This window comes from Pseudalkalibacillus sp. SCS-8 (assembly GCF_040126055.1).
GTDB lineage: Bacteria > Bacillota > Bacilli > Bacillales > Fictibacillaceae > Pseudalkalibacillus > Pseudalkalibacillus nanhaiensis.
Genome location: NZ_CP143541.1, coordinates 1483317 through 1504994, shown reverse-complemented (window position 1 = coordinate 1504994; position 21678 = coordinate 1483317). Strand labels below are relative to the sequence as shown.

Below are 21678 nucleotides of genomic sequence, written 5' to 3'. Positions count from 1 at the left end.
CGTTTGAACAACCTCTGTTACCTAAGTTTATGCACGGCTTCAATAAACATGTCCCCTCTTTGTTCAAAAGAAGGATATTGATCCCAGCTTGCGCATGCCGGTGATAACAAAACCACATCACCAGCTTCAGCATATTCCATTGCTACAGGTACGGCTTTTTCAACATTATCAACATGTTTGATTTGGTTTATTCCTGCTTGTTCAGCTGTTTTCATCAATTTCGGTGCAGTCTCTCCAAAAGTAATCAACGTCTTTACGCCTGATAACGAAGGGATGAGTTCGTCAAATTCATTTCCACGATCCAAACCACCTGCAAGCAAAATGACAGGTTCACTGAATGCAGAGACCGCCTTTTGGGTAGCGAGGATGTTCGTCGCCTTGGAATCGTTAAAGAACTTGACCCCTTCATGAGTCGTTACGTATTGAAGGCGATGCTTCACCCCGCTGAATGTTTTAAGGACATTCCGGATCTGCTCATTAGATGCACCAATGAGCTTCGAGGCGGCTATGGCAGCTAAAATATTTTCCAAGTTGTGTTCCCCTGGCAGCACGATTTCATCAATCCCGACGATCGGTTCATCGCGGAACATGACTGTATCTTCTTTAATGTAGACTCCGTTTTCAACGGTTTTTTTCGTACTGAATGGAACTTTTATGCTTTTAACATGTTGGACGAGATCCTTAACATCATCATCGTCTTCATTGTAAACACAGTAGTCCTCGCTCGTTTGATTCATGAATAGTCGGGCTTTGGCTTTTCCATATTCAGCCTTCGTTCCATGGTAATCAAGATGAGCATCAAATAAATTCAAAAGTACCGCCACTTTCGGATGAAATGCCTCTATTCCAAGCAATTGAAAACTTGAAAGCTCAGCGACAATAACATCATTTGACGTCGTTTGATCCGCCACCTCGCATAAGACCGTCCCGATATTGCCGGCAACAACAGGTTCTTTTGGACCTCCTTCAAGCATCTTCCCAACCAACGTGGTTGTGGTCGTCTTCCCATTCGATCCGGTGATTCCGACAATGTCAGCATCCGTCAGATAGGAAGCGAGCTCCACCTCTGTATATACCGGAATGCCCTTAAGGACCGCTTCTTCAATCAGAACATTTTCATATGGGATCCCTGGATTCTTTACGATAAAATCCAGAGAGTTGTCCACCAGATGGAGAGGGTGCCCCCCACAGTGGACTTCCATGCCAAGTTCAATCAGTTCTTTCGCTTCTGGATTATCATCCAGGTCCTTTCGATCATTGACGATCACTTGAGCTCCATGTTTATTCAACAATTTGGCTGCTGCAAATCCGCTTTTTGCAAGGCCGACCACCAGCACCTTTTTATGACGCAATTCCTCTTTTCGGTTCAATTTAGATCAACACCTCGATATAGATTCCCAAACTCGCAAGCAGCAGACCAACTGCCCAGAATGTTACGACGATGCGCCATTCGCTCCATCCACTTAGTTCATAATGATGATGTAACGGGCTCATTTTGAAAATTCTTTTTCCAGTCGTTTTAAACGATACGACCTGAATCATGACAGACAATGTTTCCATCACGAAGATTCCTCCAATGAGGACGAGCAATAATTCCGTTTTCGTCAAGATGGCGACTGCAGCGATAGCACCCCCGAGTGCCAATGAGCCTGTATCCCCCATGAACACCTTAGCGGGATGGGCATTGAAGACTAAGAATCCTAATAAGGAGCCGACCACTGCCAAACAGAACAAGGCGATACCAAGGTCTAATTTACTTGAAGCAATGACAGCAAAAGCCCCGAATGCGATGGCTGCGGTTCCAGCTAGTAATCCGTCCAGCCCATCGGTCAGGTTCACTGCATTGGAAGCACCGACCAGCATGACGATGATCAAGACCACATAAAACCATCCAAGCTCGAAGGATAAGTCTGTACCAGGTATAGATAATGCAGTGGATATCCCAGCTTGTTTCATACCAAAGTAAAAAATGATAGCAATAATCAATTGACCAAGCAGCTTCTGCTTAGACGTCAATCCTAAATTCCGTTTCATCACAACTTTTATGAAATCATCAATGAACCCGATAATTCCATACCCAAGTGTGACGAAAAGCAAAATCATGATTTCGATTGTGAACAACCCGAAATATAAGGAAATCAATAAGGTCGATACAATTAAAGAGACAATGATGACAATTCCACCCATCGTCGGTGTCCCTGATTTTTTTTGATGTGATTTTGGCCCTTCTTCACGTATGCTTTGGCCGAATTTCAAGCGTTTCAAGAAAGGTATGAATATCGGCGAAAGAACGACAGCTACAATAAATGAAGCGAGAAGGGTAACGATTAAACCCGTTTCCATATCTTTTGACCCCTCCTAGTGCAAAATAAGTTACTACAATAATAACAACATCTTGAATTATGAATTGAGATGTTTTCTGATCGCCTCTCTAGCGACTTGACGATCATCGAATTCAAACGTCTGATTTCCAATCGTTTGATAGGTTTCATGCCCTTTTCCTGCAATCAGGATGATATCTTTCGGGCCAGCGTTCCGGACAGCCGTTTCAATCGCTTCCTTCCGGTCTACGATTGATGTGTACGAGCCACCCTCGACACCAGCTTCCATGTCGGCAAGGATAGCTTCAGGTGGTTCGTTCCGTGGATTATCAGATGTGAAGATGGCATGATCGGAATACTTTTCTGCAATTTTCGCCATAAGAGGCCTTTTCGTCCGATCGCGGTTTCCACCACAACCGACGATACAATGTGTATCCCCTTCTGCAAATTCATTAATCGTCGTTAACACATTTTCAAGACTATCTGGAGTGTGGGCATAATCGACTATGACTGTAAATGGTTGTCCTTCGTCAATAACCTCGAATCTTCCCGGAACACCCTCTAGTTGTTCGACAGACTCGATCATTTTTTGTTCATCAAGTCCTGCGCCAATTCCAGCTGTAACAGCGGCCAGAACATTATAAACGCTGAATTTTCCAATCAACTTCATCTCGACGTCATAACATCCCTCTAACGTCACAAGGGAAAAAGTCGTCCCTTTACCAGTTATGGAGATGTTCTTTGCCATAACATCACTAGTATTCTCAATCCCATACGTCATGATTTGAGCAGAAGTCAGTCTAGTTAGCTTAGTTGATGCAGGGTCATCCGCATTCAGTACTGCCAGCTTCTGATTCTTATTATCATATGTATTACCAAGTTGCGAAAACAGAAGACTTTTCGCTTGTAAATATTGTTCCATCGTTTCATGATAATCCAGATGATCCTGTGACAGGTTCGTGAACACAGCGATGTTAAAGTCGCACCCCCTGACTCTTCCCATCTCAAGTGCATGGGAGGATACCTCCATCAAGGCACCATCCACTTCTTCGTCTACCATTGTTGCAAAGGCCTTCTGCAAGAACGGTGCTTCTGGAGTGGTATTTGTAACAGGATATTTCTTGTTGTTAATCCGCATTTCAATCGTTCCGATGACCCCGGTACGTTTTCCTTGATCCTGATACATCTTGTCGATAATATGGGTGACCGTTGTCTTTCCATTTGTTCCGGTAACACCGACAAGCTGCAGATCATGCGTGGGCTGTCCGTAAAAGACATCCGCAAGCACAGCCATCGTATGTCGGGTGTCCCGTACAAGTATTACAGGTAGAGTCGTATTCACCATACGATTTGCAACAATGACGGATGCTCCTTTTTCGACCACTTGGTCGATATAGTCATGTCCATCGAAATTTTCACCTTCAATACAAACGAAAAGGTGCCCTTCCTCGACTTTCCTTGAATCCATTTCAATTCCAGTGACCATTGGATCCGCTTCATTTTCCAGTTGATAGACCTTCAGCCAATCCAGTAATGCGCTTAATTTCTTCATGTAACGAAAACCATCCTTTATCAGAATCCTAATTCAAACCTAAAATGCAAAAGAAAGTGCCGGACAATCCCTCGTCTAACCTCCGACCATCGGATAGCAGAGGTGAATAGGGGACGGACTGTCAGACACTGCAATGTTTCGCAGACTACTATAGCCTATATTTTAATCTTCTCCGGATGATTTGTCACCCATATAGAGCCGAATTAATGAACCCGCCGTCATCTTTTGACCAGGTAAAGGGGCTTGGTCGATAACAGTATCCCCTGTTCCGACGGCTTCAATCTTAAAATCGTAAAATGCTTTATGGATATCCTGTCTTGTTTTCCCTTTTAGATCCGGAATCGTAATCAATGGCTGATCAAGCCAGGTCAACTCTTTTTCGATTTGATTTTTCCTTTTCGGTACACCCATTGCTGCTAAGCTATCCTCTATGATATTCCCCACAATCGGGGCTGCGACAATTCCACCGAATTGCAGGGTCCCTTTAGGGTTATCAACGGCAATATAAACAACGATTTGAGGGTCATCCGCTGGTGCGAAACCAATGAAGGAGACAATGTGGTTATCCTTCAAATACTGACCATTCACAGCCTTCTGTGCGGTACCTGTCTTCCCACCTACACGATAGCCATCTACAAATGCCCCTTTACCAGTCCCTTGAGCAACAACGCTCTCTAAAGCTTCCCGTACTTTCTTTGACGTTTCTTCGGAGATCACCTGGCGTTTCATGACTGGCGACATCCTCTTGACCGATTCGCCCGTATCAGGGTCCAACCATTCCTTGGCAACATAAGGCGTGTAGAGACGTCCGCCATTCACAGCCGCTGCAACCGCTGCAACCTGCTGAATCGGCGTGACAGAAACCCCTTGACCAAAAGCGGTTGTAGCGAGCTCAAGAGGTCCTACTCTTTCCAGATTGAACAAGATCCCAGTACTCTCACCCTGGAGATCGATTCCGGTTTTTTGCCCGAATCCGAAATTCTTGATATATGAAAACAGCTTCTCTTTGCCTAGGCGCTGACCAAGCACCACAAAGCCGGGGTTACAGGAGTTTTGGACGACCTCGAGATAGGTTTCAGAACCATGTCCTCCTCTTTTCCAGCATCTCAGCTTCCTTCCTGCTACTTCGATTGAACCTGGATCATGGATGCGATCCCGTTCCAAATCTACTTTTCCTTCTTCCAGGGCTGCAGCAAGGGTGATGATTTTGAAGGTTGATCCTGGCTCATACGTGCTCCAGACTGGTTTGTTCCGATTATAGATTTCTTGAGGGACTTCACGGAAATTTTCCGGGTTGTAATCTGGTCTGCTTGACATACCGAGTATTTCGCCCGTGTTCGGATCCATCGCAATGGCTACGACACCATCAGGGGCATACGTCGCCTCTGCTATATCCAGCTCTCGTTCGATGATCGATTGGACTTTCTTATCAATCGTCAATTTCAAATTCAATCCATCCGTCGGTGGCTGATACTCATCAGAAAGGGAAGGCATCCGATTTCCACGTACATCCGTATAGAACGATACATGTCCCTTCTGACCCTTCAAATATTCATCATATTGAAGCTCAAGCCCGGTCAAACCTTGATTATCGATTCCGACGAAGCCGAGAACATGAGCTAAGAAATTCCCTTCAGGATAATGCCTTTTGCTGTCTTCTCCGATAAAAACTCCAGGTAAGTCATATGCTCGGATTTCATTCGCTTTTTCATTACTGATTTTCTTTGCCCCTTTAACATTGACGATCGACTTTCTCTGGGTGATCGTCTTGTAGACCTCAGTTTCACTCAGGTTTAGAGAGGCTGCCAGCTTTCTAGCGGTACTAGTTGGGTCCTTCACTTGTTTAGGGACAACAAAAACGGTAGGCGCACTGATGTTCATCGCAATCGGCTCGCCATTCCGGTCAAGAATTTCTCCCCTTTTGGGCTCGAATGGGACGTTCCGGCTCCATGAATCCAATGCTAGACCGGTAAGCCAATCACCTTTCACGAATTGGACGTAACCTAACCGACCGATGATGACCAATAGGAAGAGAAGACCAGCTACAAACACAAAAATAAGCCGTCTCCGTACAGTTACATTTGAAACACGCACTAGACAAACCTCCTCGGCAGTTCAGCTCGTTTTCAAATATATGCTTGTACAGAGACAGCTAGAACAGATCAGTCGTTCTTCTTCTCTTTCTTGTCTGTTGCTTTTTCAGTATCCTTTTTGGCTTCTTTTGCTTTCTTGATTTCTTGCAGGGACTTCAACTCAACGACAAGTGCTGCACCTTCCTTTACAACGGATCCTTTTGTGATGCTTTGCAGGGTGACATACCCACGACCAGTGAATTCAGGTGTTTTCATTTCCAACGCATTCGCCAGACGTAACACTTCTGAGCGGGACATCCCTTTCAAATCAGGCATCTTAATTTTTCCATCCGTTTTGAGAAAGACCTTCTCACCCTTCAATAGAGTTGTGCCGGCGAATGGGGCTTGATTGATGATTTTGTCCCCTTCTCCAAACACATGGACTTCAAGCCCTTCCTCTTCAAGCTTCTTCTTTACAGAAATTGAAGATTCGCCAATCAGATCGCCGATTTCTGTCCCCTTTGCTTCCTTATCCGTCGAGTTATGTTCTTCCGGCGTAATGTTCAAGTATTGCAGGCTGCTTTTCATCACCGGATTGAACACCTTGGATACCGGCTGGGATCCAAGTTCATAACGATCGAGGTTCGGTTCGTCGATCGCTACATAGACAAGCAGACGAGGATCATCTGCCGGGGCCATCCCGAGAAAAGAAAAGATATGTTCATTCCAGCCTTTGAGAATCTCACCATTTTTGTACTTCTGAGCAGTTCCCGTCTTTCCAGCAACTTCATAACCGCCGATATCATAAACCTTACCTGTACCGTCTGTCACGACGGTACGCAACACATCCCTTACCTGCTTGGCAGTGTCGGATGAAACGGGATTCCCGACGACTTCAGGCTCATAGTCCTTGAGGGTTTCTCCGTTATTCTCATCGACGATCTTATCGATGACAAAAGGCTTCATCATCTTTCCACCATTCGCAATGGCCGTTGCAGCCTGGATTTGTTGTATCGGTGTAATAGCACTTCCTTGTCCGAAAGCTGTCGTGATCTTATTCGATTGGTATTTGTATTGAATTTTCGATGCCGTTTCCCCAGGAATATTGATGCCTGTCCTCTCATCAAATTCCCATCGCTCGGTCAAGTACTCATATAACCTTTCAAATCCGAGCTGTTCCTTTGCTATCTTTGCAAATGCGACGTTTGATGACTGACGGACACCTTCATCGTATGTGATCGTTCCCCAGCCTTTTCCTCCATTATGGTCGTGATACGTATGGGCTTTCGTTTTGTATTTACCGGATTCATAAAAAGCTCCACCGTTATAGACACCTTCTTCAATAGCTGCAGCCAGAGTGAAGACTTTCATCGTTGAACCGGGCTCAAATGCTGAACCAATCGCATAATTCGTATAATTCGTGATATCACGGATGTTCGGGTTGAAGCTCGGTCTATTGGACATCGCTAAAATCTGACCGGTTTTCGGGTCTGCTACAATCCCGATCATCCTGTGCGGTTTGTATTCTTCATCCACTTTATTCATCGCGTTTTCAAGGAACAATTGGATCTTTTCATCAATCGTCAAGTAAACTCTAGCACCATGCTTCGGTTCCTTGATCACTTCCTTCGGATCCGGAAGCTTGTAGCCTTCACGATCACGCTGATACTTCAGCATTCCGTCTTCTTCACGCAAATACTCATCCAACGCTTTTTCGAGACCCATGACGCCTTTGCGATTTCCTTCTTCATCAACTGAAGTGAACCCAAGGATATGGGAGGCGAAATCTTGATTCTGATAGTATCGTTTCGTTTCAGCTCTGAATGTGATCCCTTCTATATCAAGATTTTTAATTTGTTCCATTTTCGAATGGCTGATTTCCTTCCCTCCAGGACCTAGCTCTACTTGATACGCTTCCCGGCTCATGAGATCAGTCAGCCTCGATTCAGACATTTCCAGAATCGGGGCTAATTTCGAAGCAGCTTCACGTGGATCCTCCACATGCTCAGCGTCTTCATCCAAGATCGCAATGACAGTATAAGAATTGATATCCTCGGCAATCGCCTTCCCATTCCGGTCATAGATCGTACCTCTCTTGGCATCCAATTGGTCTGAGCTTGTCCACTTGGCTTCAGCCCATACCTTCAAATCCTGTCCCTCTGCTTTACCTGTCCACCCTAAATAAAAATAGCGACCAATCAATAAGAAAAAGAGCAGGACAAATATCAAAGATAAAATCACTGCTCCTTTATTAATATTGGCATTCTTTTTTTCTATCATTCGAACCACCACACCAATCAGTTATTGACGATTTCCACATTTTTCTCATTGATCGACATGCCGAGCTTTTCTTCTGCATAGTTCATGATTCGTAATGGTTCGCTTAATTCAGATTTTTGCAGGGCAAGGTCATTCACTTTTTCTGATTGTTGCTCAATCTGGTATTCTGTCACCTGGATCTCCTTGTTTATCGTATAGATTTCAGCATAGTTTGATATCACAAGGATGGATACGGCGATGAACATGATTCCAGCAATGGACCAAAGAACTTTTTCCCCTTTCGTAAACCTGGCCAGCGTGCGCTTGGCTACTTGGGGCTTTGTTTGTTGTTGCTCTTGTATACTTGTTTTTCTCTGTACTTGATGGGCAAGATTACTCAAACCCCTCTCCCCTTTCTAGCGTTTTTCTGCAATTCTCAGCTTAGATGAACGAGCTCTTCTATTATTCTCTTGCTCCCCTGTACCCGGGGTGATTGGTTTTCGTGTGATCAATGTCATATTCGGCTGGTATTCATCTGGAACGGCGGGCATTCCTGGCGGTAGCTCTGGCCCACTACTTTCTTCTTTAAAGATCCTTTTGCAAATACGATCTTCAAGAGAGTGGAAGGTGATGACACAGATTCTTCCTCCAGAATTGAGCATTTCCATTCCATCCCGCAACGCTTCTTCAAACGCATTAAGCTCGTCGTTTACAGCAATCCTGATCGCTTGGAACGTTCGCTTAGCTGGATGACCACCTTTACGACGTGCTCTTGCAGGTATGGATTCTTTAATAATATCGACCAGTTCCCCAGTCGTTTCTATTGCCTTCCGTTCCCGATAGGCTTCAATTTTTCGTGCGATCGATTTTGCGAATTTCTCTTCTCCATATTTGAATAGAATTGAGACAATCTGTTCATAGGACCATTCATTCACGATGTGATAGGCAGTCAGTTCACTTGTCTGATCCATCCTCATATCCAATGGTGCATCTTGGTGATAACTGAATCCTCGATCCGCTTCGTCCAATTGTGGAGAAGAAACACCCAGGTCAAACAAAATCCCGTCAACACCACTTATCCCTTTTTCAATGAGTTCTTTCTTCAAGTGTCTGAAATTCGACTTGATGATACTGAACTTACCTTCGAATGGAGCTAATCGTTCATAAGCATGTTCGATTGCTTTCATGTCTTGATCAAATGCATAAACATGTCCGGTCGTTAGTCTCTTGGCAATCTCTTCGGTGTGACCTGCTCCACCCATTGTACAATCCACGTAAATGCCATCTTCCTTGATCTGTAGTCCTTCAATTGACTCTTGCTTTAAAACTGTCTCATGCTCAAACATAACGGTCCCTCAATTTCTTTGTTCCAACAACATGACTTCCATGACTAAAGGTCGAAATCCATAAGGCTCTCAGCAATTTCTCCAAACGAGTCTTCGGATTGAGCGAAGTAGTCTTCCCAGATTTCTTTATTCCATATTTCAATCCGGTTACTTACGCCAATGACGACACAGTCTTTTTCCAACTTTGCATATTGTCGTAGTGTGGATGCGATGTTTACACGACCTTGCTTGTCAAGTTGACATTCTGCAGCACCTGAAAAGAAGAAACGGGTAAACGCACGTGCATCTTTTTTTGTGAATGGGAGTGCCTTCAACTTTTCTTCAAGCATTTTCCATTCCTCAAGAGGGTAACCAAAAACACATTGGTCTAATCCTCTCGTAAGGACGAAAGTGGATCCTAAGTTTTCACGGAATTTCGAGGGGATGATCATTCTTCCCTTATCGTCAATGGTATGTAAATGCTCTCCCATGAACATAGACGGATCCCCCTCCCCACTTTCATCCCTAAGTCTACCACAACTCCCCACTTTACACCACTTGTTTTATTATTCGTTCAGACAAAAAGAAATCCTGCTGTCGTCAGCAGGATTTCAGTAACTTTTCATCGCTATTTTATTACACCATTGGCGGTCTATAAAACGACATCAAGAAGGACAATCCCTAACGGTTCACCACTTGTCCCATCCATTTTTTGTTGATTCCCGAGACAACGCAGCATTCCATTTACAAAATACGAGGTCCAGATGCGAACGTTGCCATAAAATCAAAGGAAAATCGCTTTAGGCTTACCGTTCCAGCTGAATTCATTCGATGCCAGCTCGGTAATGAATTGTTCCCCATATTGATTGATGAATTCGTACACATTTAATACTCTTTCTTGTGGTTGATTTTTAGGCATAAGATGGCTTTCAATGTAATCGAATTTCCGTAATTCCGTTTCATATTTTTCATAAATGGAACGCTTCATCCGCTCCTTCAAGAATTGGAGTTGACCTTCAATGATCCTCCAGTTCTTTTCCGCTAGAGGCTCCAAACCTTTGTCGATGGTTTTGGCTGTATTCTTCAAACGATCATGCTCCCGTTGGAAAGCTTCCACAGTATGGAGGAACTCAGAATCGATATCCGGGTCATCCTGTTGAGTCAACCACTGTTCTTTTTCAACTGGAATTTTGGCATCCAGTACTTGCTCCACATCAATATCTTTATCACGTAACAGCTTCTGAGTGACCCGGTCTATGAGCAAAATCGAAAGCCTTGGCAGAACAGGTGGCATTTTAACGGAATGTAAATGGAAAACAGGCTTCAGCATGCTCCAATAGGCAATCTCTCCGGGACCTGCAACGAAAGCAAGTGTAGGAAGAAGCTTCTCCTGCATCAAAGGTCTTGAAATGACATTATTGCTCAAACGGTCCGGATGATGGATTGCAAGGTCGGTCAGTTCCTTCATCGTATAAAGACATTCATTATTCTTTCCTCTGAAATGTCTTTCTCCATCTCTGAACAAAAGCACTCGAGTGTCTTGCTCATCAATGAAAAGATGCGAATTACCATCTTCTGATTCAACTGGAGAAGAGTATCCATGGGATACAAGATTTCTTTCACCTGATTTAAACGCATCATCCAATGCATCATTATCTTTGATCATTTCTGCAAAAAATGAGGATTCAATCCGTCTGACCTCAGGATGATTGGCATCAAGCATGACAATCCCTAACTCTTTGAATAATCCAGCCATTAAATAAGAGAAGAACTCTGTCCACGTTTCCGTTTCTTGAATTGCAGTCCTTAACGATTTTTGGAGTTCCTGGGTATGTTCGGTTTCACCGAATGCATGAATGATTTCGTCCACCCATTCATATAATTTCGGCTTAGGAAGCGGAATATACGATACAGAGCGCTTCCCTTCATTCATTGAGAACTTTTTCTTCCGGATTTCTCCCTCCTCGAACACATGGATGTGATTCACCTCATCAAAATCGTGATCCTCACCCGCTACCCAAAAAATAGGTATGACTGGTGATCCGATCCTCTTTTCCTGTTGTTCAGCAAAGAGCAGGGCTGATAAACATTTATGTACGGTATAGAGCGGTCCTGTCATCAACCCTGCTTGTTGGCCCGTAACGACAACCGTAGAATCTGGATCTTTCAATTTTTCAATATTCATCCACGTCTTCTCGGATGTGGGCAGCTTTTTGTGATATGAGGATAGATGTTTATACAATTCTTCCCTTGGAAAGCTCCGTTCCTTCAATTCTTTCCATCGATCAATATAACTCCCTGCATCATAGGGGTCATAATCGAATAAGCCGGATACTCTTGAATCGCCAGATAGGTATGCAGCGTATAGGTCGTCTTTCTTTTTCAAAGGTAAATCGAGCACATTCATTACGTTCTTCCTTTCTACTTCACACCGACACTTCGCGATTATGAGTATAGCAAATCCGATCAACGATACGAAACAATTTTGCTTCGTCAGATCTCTAATACTCGATTGATCAGGCCATATACACAAAGAAACAAATAACCTGAAGAAAATAACAAGAAATTGAACCGCCATGATGTCTTAAGAATTCGAAAGATACCCACGTCTTTATCTTGTTTCCAATAGACGAAAGTAATACTGATGATGACCGTTATCAAAAAAATGATCAACGGCCAAATGAAACTCTTGCTCCAAATCGTATACATGATCACCAATACAGAGCAAATCAGAAAAAAAGTCGTTACATCCGTCGCTAACAAAAAGGACGTTTTCTTCTTGCGGGTGATCCCCTTTGCCACCCAATAGACAAACACCCAGGCAAGGATCGGTAAGGTAACGAATGTTGCAAGCGATCCTAAAAAGACATCAACCATCCCATTCCCCTCTTTCCATTTCCCCCTCCATGCCTTTGACAAGTTGGTACACAAAGAAATGATTTGGAATACTCATTTGCTGCTGCTCCGCCATTTCCAGTAAGAATCCATTAATGGCTTCCAATTCTGTCCTTCTTTTCATCTCCAGGTCCCTCAGCATGGAAGATTTATTTATTGAAGTATTCTTGCAAACAGCCAATAAATCCTTCCATCCTTCTTGTTCCGGTATTTTCAATACACGACAACTTTCTCTACTTAGCCTTTTCATCAAATCGCACCAGTGACCATTTTCCAGCAATTGACCATTCCGGACTCCTAATATAGCCGTCAATGGATTGATTACCGAATTGATATGCAGCTTCCGGCTCAGCATATCGTACCAATCATCGTTCTTTATAAATTCAAAGTCGGGTGTTGAGAGCCGATTCCAGTCAACTCCTCCCGTATGCCCGTCTATGTATGGTGCAATTTTCGTTCTTCCGATTCCTGTATGGTGGATTGCATGATCCGACTCTTTCATTGTGCCATGTTCAACGACCCCTAAGAAAATGGAATGTCGAGTGAACTCGTCTAACCTTCGTAGATGGTACATTCCATTTTGTATGAAAAGAATCGTTTTCGCTTTTTCGAATTTTTGATGAATGACGGATATCAAATTATCGATTTGATACGATTTCACCGCTAAAATGAGCAGATCATGCTGAGAAGGGGCGGCATCCTCCAACACTTGGACTACGGGGTATGTTGTAAAGGTGCCATTCGGGGTATGGAGGTCAAGTCCATTTTTTTCAAGGAGTCTCTGTTGTTCTTTTCTTCTCACATACACGACAACTTCGTGACCATCTTTCAATAGATAGGATGCAAACAACAGGCCGACAGAGCCACCACCAACAATCCCAATTTTCATACAAATCCCCCACTTTCTACCTATATTTTCATTATTATCATCGTACCATAATTTCCTATAAATCACTGTTTTTTAAGAGCTACTAGTGTCAATAAGAAAAAAAGACCGACCTACTACGGCCGGTCTTTCCACTAATGCATTTTAAACTGGATAAACAGGGTGTTTTCTCTCACTAAATACCATTTCTTTTGATTCATATGCCTCAAATCGATCGATCAGTTCATCTCTAAGTTCATCAGCTGATACGATTTGATCGACAATCATCTCTGAAGCCAGTTTATAAATATCAATGTGTTCTTTATATTCTTGATGCTTTTCTTGGACGAATTTCATACGTTCTTTCGGATCCTCGATCTCATTGATCTTGTTGGAGTATACAGCATTGACCGCTGCTTCAGGGCCCATGACCGCGATTTGTGCAGTCGGCAATGCAATACAACAATCCGGCTCAAACGCTGGACCAGCCATGGCATATAACCCAGCACCATAAGCTTTACGGACGACAACTGAAATTTTCGGTACAGTGACATCACTCATCGCAGCAATCAGTTTGGCACCGTGACGGATGATTCCTGCACGCTCCACCTTCGTACCAATCATGAATCCAGGAACGTCCGCAAGGAACAACAACGGAATGGAAAAAGCGTCGCATAATGTAATGAACTTGGCTGCTTTATCTGCGGAGTCAACGAACAGTACGCCGCCTTTTACCTTTGGCTGATTGGCTACAATTCCGACCGTTTTACCATCAATCCGCGCAAATCCAGTAACCATTTCAGGAGCGAACAATTTCTTCATTTCATAGAAGCTTCCCTCATCCACAAGTCCATCAATAAATTCATACATATCGAATGGCACATTCTGGTTTTCGGGAACAATTTCAGAAAGGCTTCTTCCTTCTACCGGTGAAGCCCCAGTTTGGATTTCAGGCTTACCTTTATAATTTGCTGGGAAATAGGTGAGATAACGGCGTGCAGATTCAATCGCCTCTTCCTCATCCTGAGCGAGTACATCGCCACAGCCACTTATGCTGCAATGCATTCTTGCTCCACCCATTTCTTCCAATGTCACTTTCTCCCCAATGACCTTTTCAGCCATCCGCGGTGATCCTAAGTACATGGAAGCATTTTGATCCACCATGATTACAGTATCACAGAACGCTGGAATATAGGCTCCCCCAGCTGCTGAAGGTCCGAATAGGACACACACTTGAGGAACCATACCCGACATCTTCACCTGATTATAAAAAATCTTCCCCGCTCCTCTGCGGTTAGGGAACATTTCAATCTGGTCAGTGATCCGAGCACCTGCTGAGTCAACCAGGTAGAACATCGGTACTTTCATACGCATGGCGGTCTCCTGGATACGGATGATCTTCTCAACCGTTCGAGCTCCCCAAGAACCTGCTTTGACGGTAGAATCATTTGCCATGACGCAAACCTTCTGACCATTCACCTTGCCGATAGCGGTCACGACACCATCTGCAGGTAATCCTTCAGCCTGGTTGTTCGCGAATTTCGCATCTTCAATCTTGTAGGAATCATCATCAAACAATAATTCAAGACGTTTCCTGACAAACAATTTGTTCTGAGCCTTCAACTTTTCATGGTACTTCTCTGCACCACCGGCTTCAATTCTTGCTTTCGTCTCTTGCAATGTTTCATTATACGTTTTCAACATTGGAATCCTCCTTCATTGCTAGTGAGAGAACGAGCGCTCATTCATTTTTATTTCATGACGACCAGTACGTCACCTTCATTCACAAAGTCCCCTACATTGACATTGACGGAGCTGACTTCTCCTTCTTCTGTCGTTTCAACGGGTATTTCCATCTTCATCGATTCAAGTGTAAGGACAGCTTGTCCTGCAGTGACATTTTCACCTTCTGATACTAATACGTTTAATACTGTGCCTGCCATTGATGCTGTAATTTCCTTCATGTTGATCCACTCCTAATTGTTTACTTTTGTATTGATTTGGTTAAGAAATTGAGTCGTATAATGCCCCTTTTGGAATGCTGGCTCATTAAGGATCGTCTTAAACAACGGGCCATTATGTTTGATTCCATCTAAATTCCATTGATTGAAAAAGTCGATCGATTTTTCAATGGCAACTTTCCTGTCCTTGCCATGAATAATGATTTTTGCAACCATCGGATCATAGAACGGTGTCACCTGGGTATTTGAACCATATCCTGTATCTACTCTTACCCCTTCCAGTTCAGGACATTCGAAGTTATTGATCTTCCCTGGTGAAGGCATGAATGTTGACGGATCCTCAGCATAGATTCTGTATTCGATGCTGTGTCCAACCTTTTGGATATCACCCTGTTCTTTCGGTAAAGGGTTCTTCTGGGCAACATGGATTTGCCATTCAACTAAATCAAGGCCTGTAACCATTTCAGTGACAGGATGCTCCACTTGCAGTCGGGTGTTCATTTCCAAGAAGTAGAAATTCTCTTCTTCGTCTACGATAAACTCAACTGTACCTGCATTCGTGTAGTCCACATGCTTCCCTGCCTGAACAGCTGATTCACAAATACGCTTGCGGACCTCTTCACTTAAAAACGGTGAAGGTGTCTCCTCGACTACTTTTTGATGTCTCCGTTGGATGGAACAATCCCTTTCAAACAAGTGAATGACATTCCCCTGGTGATCACCGAAAATCTGCACTTCGATATGTCGGCTGTTGGTAATGAACTTTTCCATAAACATTTCATCATTGCCGAAATATGCTTTTGCGCGGTTTTGGCTCGATACGAAGGCGGTTCGCAACGTCTTTTCATCCTCACAGCGCTGCATCCCGATGCCTCCGCCGCCTGCACTCGCTTTGATCATGACAGGATATCCGATCTCTTCAGCAAGCTTTACGGCTTCCTCTACGTCCTTCAAGGCCCCTTCACTGCCTGGAACGACAGGAACACCTGCATCCTGCATCGTTTTCCTTGCTTTGACCTTATCCCCCATGGTTTCCACCACGTCTGCCGAAGGACCGATAAATGTAATGTTAGCGTTTTCAACTTGTCGAACAAAATCAGCATTTTCAGATAGAAAACCGTAACCAGGATGAATGGCATCCACCTGTTCGGATCTTGCGATTTCCAATATACGTTCACTATTCAAATAAGATTTTACAACGGGAGGTTCCCCAATTTCATATGCGATTTTTGCATTCTTAACATATGGGAGTTCCCGATCCGCTTGAGAATACACGATAACGGGTTCTATCCCTAGTTTCTCACATGACTTTACAATTCGTGCTGCTATTTCTCCTCTGTTTGCGATTAGAATCTTTTTCAAAACCATCTCCTCCTACTCCTATGGGCTACAATCTACTACTTTCAACAAGAATCATCAAGATTCCTGTAGTTTTCTGCAGAAATTTTTCACTTTTGCAGAATTTTTCGTAATTTTATTATATAATAATGTTAGATAGAAAGGGAGAGTAATTCAAGGGGGAATGCATATATGTATAAAGTGGAAAGACTTCTCGTTAATTATAAAACGCTTGAGGAATTCAAGAAATTTAAAGAATATGGCATTCAAGAGCTATCCATGCTTGAGGATTTGCAAGAGAACATCATTGAGAATGATAGTGAATCACCTTTCTATGGCATTTATTACGGAAACAAATTGGTTGCTAGAATGAGCCTTTACCGAATTGACGGGCAATATGACCGATACTTCGATCCACCACAGGACTACCTGGAGCTATGGAAGCTGGAGGTATTACCGGATTATCATGGGAAAGGCTTTGGAAGCGCTCTCGTGAATTATGCGAAGTCCTTCAATTTACCAGTGAAAACCAATGCTCGCCAACGTTCCAGTGAATTTTGGGATAAGATGGGCTTCACTTCCGTCACTTACAATCCAAACCGTGACCGCGGAGAAAACCCTTATGTATGGTATCCGGCAGGTGTCCATGAGCAGTCACCATCTGAGAGTGGCGGGGTTTTGAAAGACACTGATCTTTCTTCCATGGAAGTTGAATCATAAACAAATAAATGACAAGACAAAAATGCCTCATTCCATCTCATGCGGTTGTAAGCCGTGATGAGCTGGATGAGGCATTTTCTATGACCTTTAAATCATCGATCATTTTTCGACTTTTTCTAAATTCCCGTTATAATCCATTTGGAATTTCACTTGTGGAGTATCTGTATCATCGTCTGTTATCGCCATTTTCCGCGCACGCTCCATGAAATTCAACAGGACCTTGTAATCCTCATGGACTTTATCGTATTCCTCTTTCAATTTTTCCATTTCCTGTTCGAGTGTTTCATTCTTCTTTACAACTTGTTCGTATTGTTCCTTCATATGATGATAATCTTCCAAAATCGTATGGGTATCTTTTTCAGCTTCCTGTAAACCTTGCAAATAACAGATTACATCATCCATGCATATGTGTGGTTTTGCCTGGTAGGTTGCATTCATCACTTTCACTTGTTCTGTTGAATGGTGTTGTTTCTTCTTGGATTTACCTGATTGAGACGCGGCTTGCTTCCTTTGCTTTTTCGCAATGGCGATTGCCGTATCATATTTCTTTCGTATAAGTGAGTTCCAGCGGAAACCACAAGCAGCCGAAGTTCTTGAAAGCTTCTTCCCCACTTCCTCAAAGGCTGCTAATTGTGTCCCACCTTCACGTATATGTCTGAGTACGACTTCAGCTAATAACAGATCTTCATCATGATTCCATGCATCTTGGCGTGTGGAGCCCATCTTCATCCCTCCATACAAGTCTACTTTTATTACTACACCATATGCAGATACTAGAAAAGATAGACTTTCCATCTAGTAAAAGATGCATGGGGAACTGTTTCTTACGATTCAGGAGCGATCTAAAAATGATTGCACAGCTTGATGATGCTCTTCAGAGGCCCATAGGCGGGCACACTCTTCAATTTCTTGTTTTATTTTCTCTTTTGTTTGATCGATTTCCACATGATCCAACCAACGTTGCTTATACGCTTTCAACACATTGGCGGAGACCTTTGTCATCGGTTGGATCCATTGTTCAAAGCCATCTAATTGATCATAACCGACAATTTCATGGATAAAACCACGTTGCCGCCCTTCTTCGGCACTAAATTTGATGGGTCTCATCAACAATTCAAGTGCACCGGACTTGCCGATCCTCTCCATCAAGAAGGTCGCTCCACCCCATCCTGTCGTTATACCAAGAGTCCCTTGTATGAAGCCGAACTTCACATGTGGAGCGGCTACTCGAAAGTCGCATGCGGTCGCAATTTCACAACCTCCTCCAACAGCTACACCGTTCATCAATGCCACAGTCGGTTTCGGAAATTTGAACAATTTATATAAGATATTGCCCATTTTAGAAAGCATCGTAAAAGCTTCCTCTTCAGAATAGAGTTGATGAAAAACAGAAAGGTCACCACCGGAACAGAATGCCTTGTCGCCTGATCCGGTAATGACCAGTACTTTGGCGTTATCATCATACTCCAATTGGTTGATTGCATCGTCAAGCAGATCCATCATTTCGTAATTTATCGCGTTGTACCTTTCTGCATGATTAAGTGTAATCCACCCAATTCCATCCTTTACTTCTACTAATAATTTGTTTTTAGCCATAAGACTCCCCCGCCCTCAAATGAATATCTTCTCTTCATTATACATCTTCATGGTCCATTTAAAATCAAGTTGTAGCATTTAGAAAAATGAAAAGGATAATCCGCAAATTATCCTTACCTTATGATGGTCCGTAAACCTCTTATCTTACCCTCAAATGTACTTTCTGACGATTTTGAGGGCAGGATAGACCTATTACCCTACCCTCAAATTATCTTTTTTTAATTTTTGAGGGAGGGTAAACCTCTTATCTTACCCCAAAATATGCTATCTGACGATTTTGAGGGCAGGATAGACCTATTACCCTACCCTCAAATTATCTTTTTTAATTTTTGAGGGAGGGTAAACCTCTTATCTTACCCCCAAATGTACTTTCTGACGATTTTGAGGGCAGGATAGACCTGTTACCCTACCCTCAAATTATCTTTCTTCAATTTTTGAGGGAGGGTAAGCCTCTTATCTTACCCCCAAATATGCTATCTGACGATTTTGAGGGGAGGATGGATCTCGGCACCACCCTATTTTTCCCAATAAAAAAACAAGGAGGACGAATCCTCCTTGTTGTCTTTTAAACTTACTTTTCAACTACTTCTTTTCCTTTGTATGTGCCACATTCGCCACATACACGGTGAGAAAGCTTGTATTCGCCACAGTTAGGGCATTTTACCATTCCAGGTACTTTCAACTTATAGTGTGTACGACGTTTGTTTTTACGAGTAGTAGAGGTTCTTCTAAAAGGTACTGCCATGGTTTTCCACCTCCTTGAGGAAATTGTTCAGTTAGAGAATGTCAATTTTTATTGACGCTTCTTCACTTTTCATCATTTTTATCAAAGAATTTGGCCAATTCGGCCATCCGTGGATCAACTTTTTCCTTTTGATCCGGTTCTTCCTCAACGACATCCCATCCTTTACCTGAAGGCGGCGCTGGAGGGTTGTCCGTTGGTTCAGAGCTGATGACCTTCAACGGCTTTTCCAACAAAATGTTTTCCTGAATATAAGGGATCAGGTCCACAGTATTTCCTTCTACGAAATGGATGTCCTCTTCATTCGCATCCATACCATGATCGGGTTCGAACATAAAAATTTCAGTCGATTGAACGTTGAATGGATAAAGAACGTCTGCGAGGGTTACCGAATCGGGTAACGTCATCGCACCTTTGATCGTCAGATGAAATACTGCCCGATTTTGATTGACTTCACCGTGACCTTTGACGTGTACTGGTGTCAATTCACGAATTTCAGGATCAATATCTCGTATTGAATCTAACTCGATTGTTTCATCAATCTCAAGTCCTTTACGTTGAAAACTTCTCAGTTGTTGTATGGACCATTTCATTTGTCATCACCTCAGGGCAACAGTAGTAATTATAGCTTTCAACAAAAAAATTGTCAACATTTTTTCTTTACAGTTGTTTTTAACTATTCCAGATAATTTGATACAATAAATTATCATAGAAACGATATTTATGGAGCGTATTAACAGTTTAACGTAATCCCATTTCCTTAAACAACTAAAAGGAGTCGAAAAATGAAATCATTAGGGCTAGTGGTAGAATACAATCCTTTCCATAATGGTCATTTGTATCATCTGCAACAAGCGAAGGAAGTCTCCCGTGCTGATGTAACCATCGCTGTGATGAGTGGTAATTTCCTGCAGCGAGGAGAACCTGCATTAGTATCCAAGTGGTATAGGACGCGTATGGCTCTAGAAGCTGGTGTGGACCTTGTAATCGAACTTCCTTATGCATACGCTACCCATCGCGCAGATCGATTCGCTTATGGTGCTATCGCACTATTGGACGCATTGGGAACAGATGAAGTTATTTTCGGCAGTGAATCTGGAAATATACAGCCTTTCTTAGATTCGGTTGAGTTTATCAACAATAACGAAGAAGAATACAATGAGCTGATTCAAGCATACATAAAAACTGGGATGAGCTATCCTGCTGCTGTTTCCAGTGCATTCGAAGCCCTTCCCAACCGCTCAGGCGAGATGCTCGACCTGTCTAAACCGAACAATATATTAGGTTTTCATTATGTCGATTCCGTCCGTCGCTTACATTCTTCGATGTCTGTAAATACAGTCAAAAGGACTGGAGCAGGTTACCATGATGAAGGAACAGAACACGATATTGCCAGTGCAACGGGGATTCGGAAAATTCTATTTGAAGGTGATGGGGATCGCTCTTCAATTGAAAGATTTGTTCCTGACACAACGTATCGTTTGTTAGAAGAACATTGGAAGACCTACAACGGATTTCTGAGCTGGGAAAACTATTTTCCGTTACTTAAATACCGTCTTATAACTGCTTCTGTAGAAGAGCTTGCTGAGATATACGATTGTTCGGAAGGTATTGAGAACCGGCTGAAAGCATATATCCGTAAAGCAGATTCTTTTAAAGCGTTTATTGAGGCTGTAAAGACGAAACGTTATACTTGGACTCGTTTACAACGGATTTGCACACATATTCTCACGAATGCAACGAAAGTTACGATGGAAAAGGCTTTGACGGATAAACCGCCATATATACGATTACTAGGTATGAATGAACGCGGTCAGAACTACCTGAGCCAAATGAAAAAACAAGTGGAATATCCAATCGTCAGTACACTTTCTAAATTTGAAAATGCTACCTTGGAACAGGACATCCAAGCAAGCGCTACATATTCATTGGGATATCCTTCTCGAGACCATTCCACTCTCTTAAAAAATGAATATGCCACACCACCAATACGTTTAAATACAAAGACATAAACAAAGAAAGGTGACGATCT

General features: G+C 43.0%; 20 protein-coding genes. 2 read left to right on the top strand and 18 right to left on the bottom strand.

Translation table 11 applies throughout. The features are described from left to right. Window positions 1-17 precede the first annotated feature (17 nt). From murD to V1497_RS07725, 14 genes are all read right to left on the bottom strand, one after another. A complete protein-coding gene (gene murD / locus V1497_RS07790) occupies window positions 18-1370 on the bottom strand; it encodes a UDP-N-acetylmuramoyl-L-alanine--D-glutamate ligase (protein WP_349410412.1) in 1353 nt (450 codons plus the stop codon). 1 nt (window position 1371) lies between these two features. Next, window positions 1372-2343 carry a phospho-N-acetylmuramoyl-pentapeptide-transferase gene (mraY, locus tag V1497_RS07785; protein WP_349410411.1) on the bottom strand — a complete coding sequence of 324 codons (972 nt, stop codon included), beginning with the start codon at window positions 2341-2343 and terminating at the stop codon, window positions 1372-1374. Window positions 2344-2400: 57 nt separating this feature from the next. Continuing rightward, window positions 2401-3873: a UDP-N-acetylmuramoyl-L-alanyl-D-glutamate--2,6-diaminopimelate ligase gene (locus V1497_RS07780; RefSeq protein WP_349410410.1), complete on the bottom strand. Its 1473-nt coding sequence runs from the start codon at window positions 3871-3873 to the stop codon at window positions 2401-2403. A gap of 162 nt (window positions 3874-4035) precedes the next feature. Beyond that, a complete protein-coding gene (locus tag V1497_RS07775; protein WP_349410409.1) occupies window positions 4036-5967 on the bottom strand; it encodes a stage V sporulation protein D in 1932 nt (643 codons plus the stop codon). A gap of 68 nt (window positions 5968-6035) precedes the next feature. Further along, entirely contained in the window at window positions 6036-8225 is a 2190-nt protein-coding gene (locus tag V1497_RS07770; protein ID WP_349410408.1) for a penicillin-binding protein, read from the bottom strand. A gap of 17 nt (window positions 8226-8242) precedes the next feature. Further along, window positions 8243-8605, bottom strand: coding sequence for a cell division protein FtsL (gene ftsL, locus V1497_RS07765; RefSeq protein ID WP_349410407.1), 363 nt, complete (start codon window positions 8603-8605; stop codon window positions 8243-8245). Window positions 8606-8620: 15 nt separating this feature from the next. Beyond that, on the bottom strand, window positions 8621-9550 hold the full coding sequence (rsmH, locus tag V1497_RS07760; RefSeq protein ID WP_349410406.1) for a 16S rRNA (cytosine(1402)-N(4))-methyltransferase RsmH: 930 nt from the start codon (window positions 9548-9550) through the stop codon (window positions 8621-8623). Window positions 9551-9594: 44 nt separating this feature from the next. Next, entirely contained in the window at window positions 9595-10026 is a 432-nt protein-coding gene (gene mraZ / locus V1497_RS07755; protein ID WP_349410405.1) for a division/cell wall cluster transcriptional repressor MraZ, read from the bottom strand. 287 nt (window positions 10027-10313) lie between these two features. Beyond that, window positions 10314-11936 carry a bacillithiol biosynthesis cysteine-adding enzyme BshC gene (bshC, locus tag V1497_RS07750; protein WP_349410404.1) on the bottom strand — a complete coding sequence of 541 codons (1623 nt, stop codon included), beginning with the start codon at window positions 11934-11936 and terminating at the stop codon, window positions 10314-10316. A gap of 86 nt (window positions 11937-12022) precedes the next feature. Next, complete coding sequence (locus V1497_RS07745; RefSeq protein ID WP_349410403.1) at window positions 12023-12406, bottom strand: DUF3397 domain-containing protein; 384 nt, start codon at window positions 12404-12406, stop codon at window positions 12023-12025. Beyond that, complete coding sequence (locus V1497_RS07740) at window positions 12399-13313, bottom strand: 2-dehydropantoate 2-reductase (RefSeq protein ID WP_349410402.1); 915 nt, start codon at window positions 13311-13313, stop codon at window positions 12399-12401. Before V1497_RS07740 ends, V1497_RS07745 begins: the two co-directional genes overlap by 8 nt. Window positions 13314-13454: 141 nt before the next feature. After that, window positions 13455-14993, bottom strand: coding sequence for an acyl-CoA carboxylase subunit beta (locus V1497_RS07735; protein WP_349410401.1), 1539 nt, complete (start codon window positions 14991-14993; stop codon window positions 13455-13457). A gap of 47 nt (window positions 14994-15040) precedes the next feature. Then, a complete protein-coding gene (locus V1497_RS07730; RefSeq protein WP_349410400.1) occupies window positions 15041-15253 on the bottom strand; it encodes a biotin/lipoyl-containing protein in 213 nt (70 codons plus the stop codon). Between the two features lie 12 nt (window positions 15254-15265). Beyond that, window positions 15266-16612 (bottom strand): acetyl-CoA carboxylase biotin carboxylase subunit, encoded by a 1347-nt coding sequence (locus V1497_RS07725; RefSeq protein WP_349410399.1) that lies wholly within the window; start codon window positions 16610-16612, stop codon window positions 15266-15268. A gap of 168 nt (window positions 16613-16780) precedes the next feature. On the opposite strand from V1497_RS07725, the gene V1497_RS07720 reads away from it, so the two are divergent. Further along, a complete protein-coding gene (locus V1497_RS07720; RefSeq protein WP_349410398.1) occupies window positions 16781-17308 on the top strand; it encodes an N-acetyltransferase in 528 nt (175 codons plus the stop codon). Window positions 17309-17407: 99 nt separating this feature from the next. On the opposite strand, the gene V1497_RS07715 is transcribed toward V1497_RS07720, so the two are convergent. The 4 genes from V1497_RS07715 to V1497_RS07700 all read right to left on the bottom strand — a co-directional run bounded on the left by V1497_RS07715 (window position 17408) and on the right by V1497_RS07700 (window position 20239). Next, on the bottom strand, window positions 17408-18031 hold the full coding sequence (locus V1497_RS07715) for an RsfA family transcriptional regulator (protein ID WP_349410397.1): 624 nt from the start codon (window positions 18029-18031) through the stop codon (window positions 17408-17410). 108 nt (window positions 18032-18139) lie between these two features. Next, the gene (locus V1497_RS07710; RefSeq protein ID WP_349410396.1) at window positions 18140-18904 is read right to left on the bottom strand and encodes an enoyl-CoA hydratase/isomerase family protein; all 765 of its coding nucleotides are present in this window, start codon (window positions 18902-18904) and stop codon (window positions 18140-18142) included. Window positions 18905-19475: 571 nt separating this feature from the next. Continuing rightward, complete coding sequence (rpmF, locus tag V1497_RS07705) at window positions 19476-19649, bottom strand: 50S ribosomal protein L32 (protein ID WP_226551278.1); 174 nt, start codon at window positions 19647-19649, stop codon at window positions 19476-19478. A 62-nt stretch (window positions 19650-19711) separates the two neighbouring features. Then, window positions 19712-20239, bottom strand: a complete 528-nt coding sequence (locus V1497_RS07700) for a YceD family protein (RefSeq protein ID WP_349410395.1) — start codon at window positions 20237-20239, stop codon at window positions 19712-19714. Window positions 20240-20431: 192 nt separating this feature from the next. Between V1497_RS07700 and V1497_RS07695 the strand changes: the two genes are divergently transcribed. Further along, complete coding sequence (locus V1497_RS07695) at window positions 20432-21658, top strand: nucleotidyltransferase (protein ID WP_349410394.1); 1227 nt, start codon at window positions 20432-20434, stop codon at window positions 21656-21658. The last annotated feature ends 20 nt before the right edge of the window (window positions 21659-21678 follow it).

Excerpts from the sequence above, each read along its gene's own strand:
- V1497_RS07720 (WP_349410398.1), top strand. The coding sequence starts at position 16,781 with ATGTATAAAGTGGAAAGACTTCTCGTTAATTATAAAACGCTTGAGGAA.
- V1497_RS07730 (WP_349410400.1), bottom strand. The coding sequence starts at position 15,253 with ATGAAGGAAATTACAGCATCAATGGCAGGCACAGTATTAAACGTATTA.
- bshC (WP_349410404.1), bottom strand. The coding sequence starts at position 11,936 with ATGAATGTGCTCGATTTACCTTTGAAAAAGAAAGACGACCTATACGCT.
- V1497_RS07780 (WP_349410410.1), bottom strand. The coding sequence starts at position 3,873 with ATGAAGAAATTAAGCGCATTACTGGATTGGCTGAAGGTCTATCAACTG.
- mraZ (WP_349410405.1), bottom strand. The coding sequence starts at position 10,026 with ATGTTCATGGGAGAGCATTTACATACCATTGACGATAAGGGAAGAATG.
- V1497_RS07735 (WP_349410401.1), bottom strand. The coding sequence starts at position 14,993 with ATGTTGAAAACGTATAATGAAACATTGCAAGAGACGAAAGCAAGAATT.
- V1497_RS07770 (WP_349410408.1), bottom strand. The coding sequence starts at position 8,225 with ATGATAGAAAAAAAGAATGCCAATATTAATAAAGGAGCAGTGATTTTA.
- rsmH (WP_349410406.1), bottom strand. The coding sequence starts at position 9,550 with ATGTTTGAGCATGAGACAGTTTTAAAGCAAGAGTCAATTGAAGGACTA.
- V1497_RS07715 (WP_349410397.1), bottom strand. The coding sequence starts at position 18,031 with ATGGGCTCCACACGCCAAGATGCATGGAATCATGATGAAGATCTGTTA.
- mraY (WP_349410411.1), bottom strand. The coding sequence starts at position 2,343 with ATGGAAACGGGTTTAATCGTTACCCTTCTCGCTTCATTTATTGTAGCT.
- V1497_RS07710 (WP_349410396.1), bottom strand. The coding sequence starts at position 18,904 with ATGGCTAAAAACAAATTATTAGTAGAAGTAAAGGATGGAATTGGGTGG.
- rpmF (WP_226551278.1), bottom strand. The coding sequence starts at position 19,649 with ATGGCAGTACCTTTTAGAAGAACCTCTACTACTCGTAAAAACAAACGT.
- V1497_RS07745 (WP_349410403.1), bottom strand. The coding sequence starts at position 12,406 with ATGGTTGATGTCTTTTTAGGATCGCTTGCAACATTCGTTACCTTACCG.
- V1497_RS07740 (WP_349410402.1), bottom strand. The coding sequence starts at position 13,313 with ATGAAAATTGGGATTGTTGGTGGTGGCTCTGTCGGCCTGTTGTTTGCA.
- V1497_RS07700 (WP_349410395.1), bottom strand. The coding sequence starts at position 20,239 with ATGAAATGGTCCATACAACAACTGAGAAGTTTTCAACGTAAAGGACTT.
- V1497_RS07695 (WP_349410394.1), top strand. The coding sequence starts at position 20,432 with ATGAAATCATTAGGGCTAGTGGTAGAATACAATCCTTTCCATAATGGT.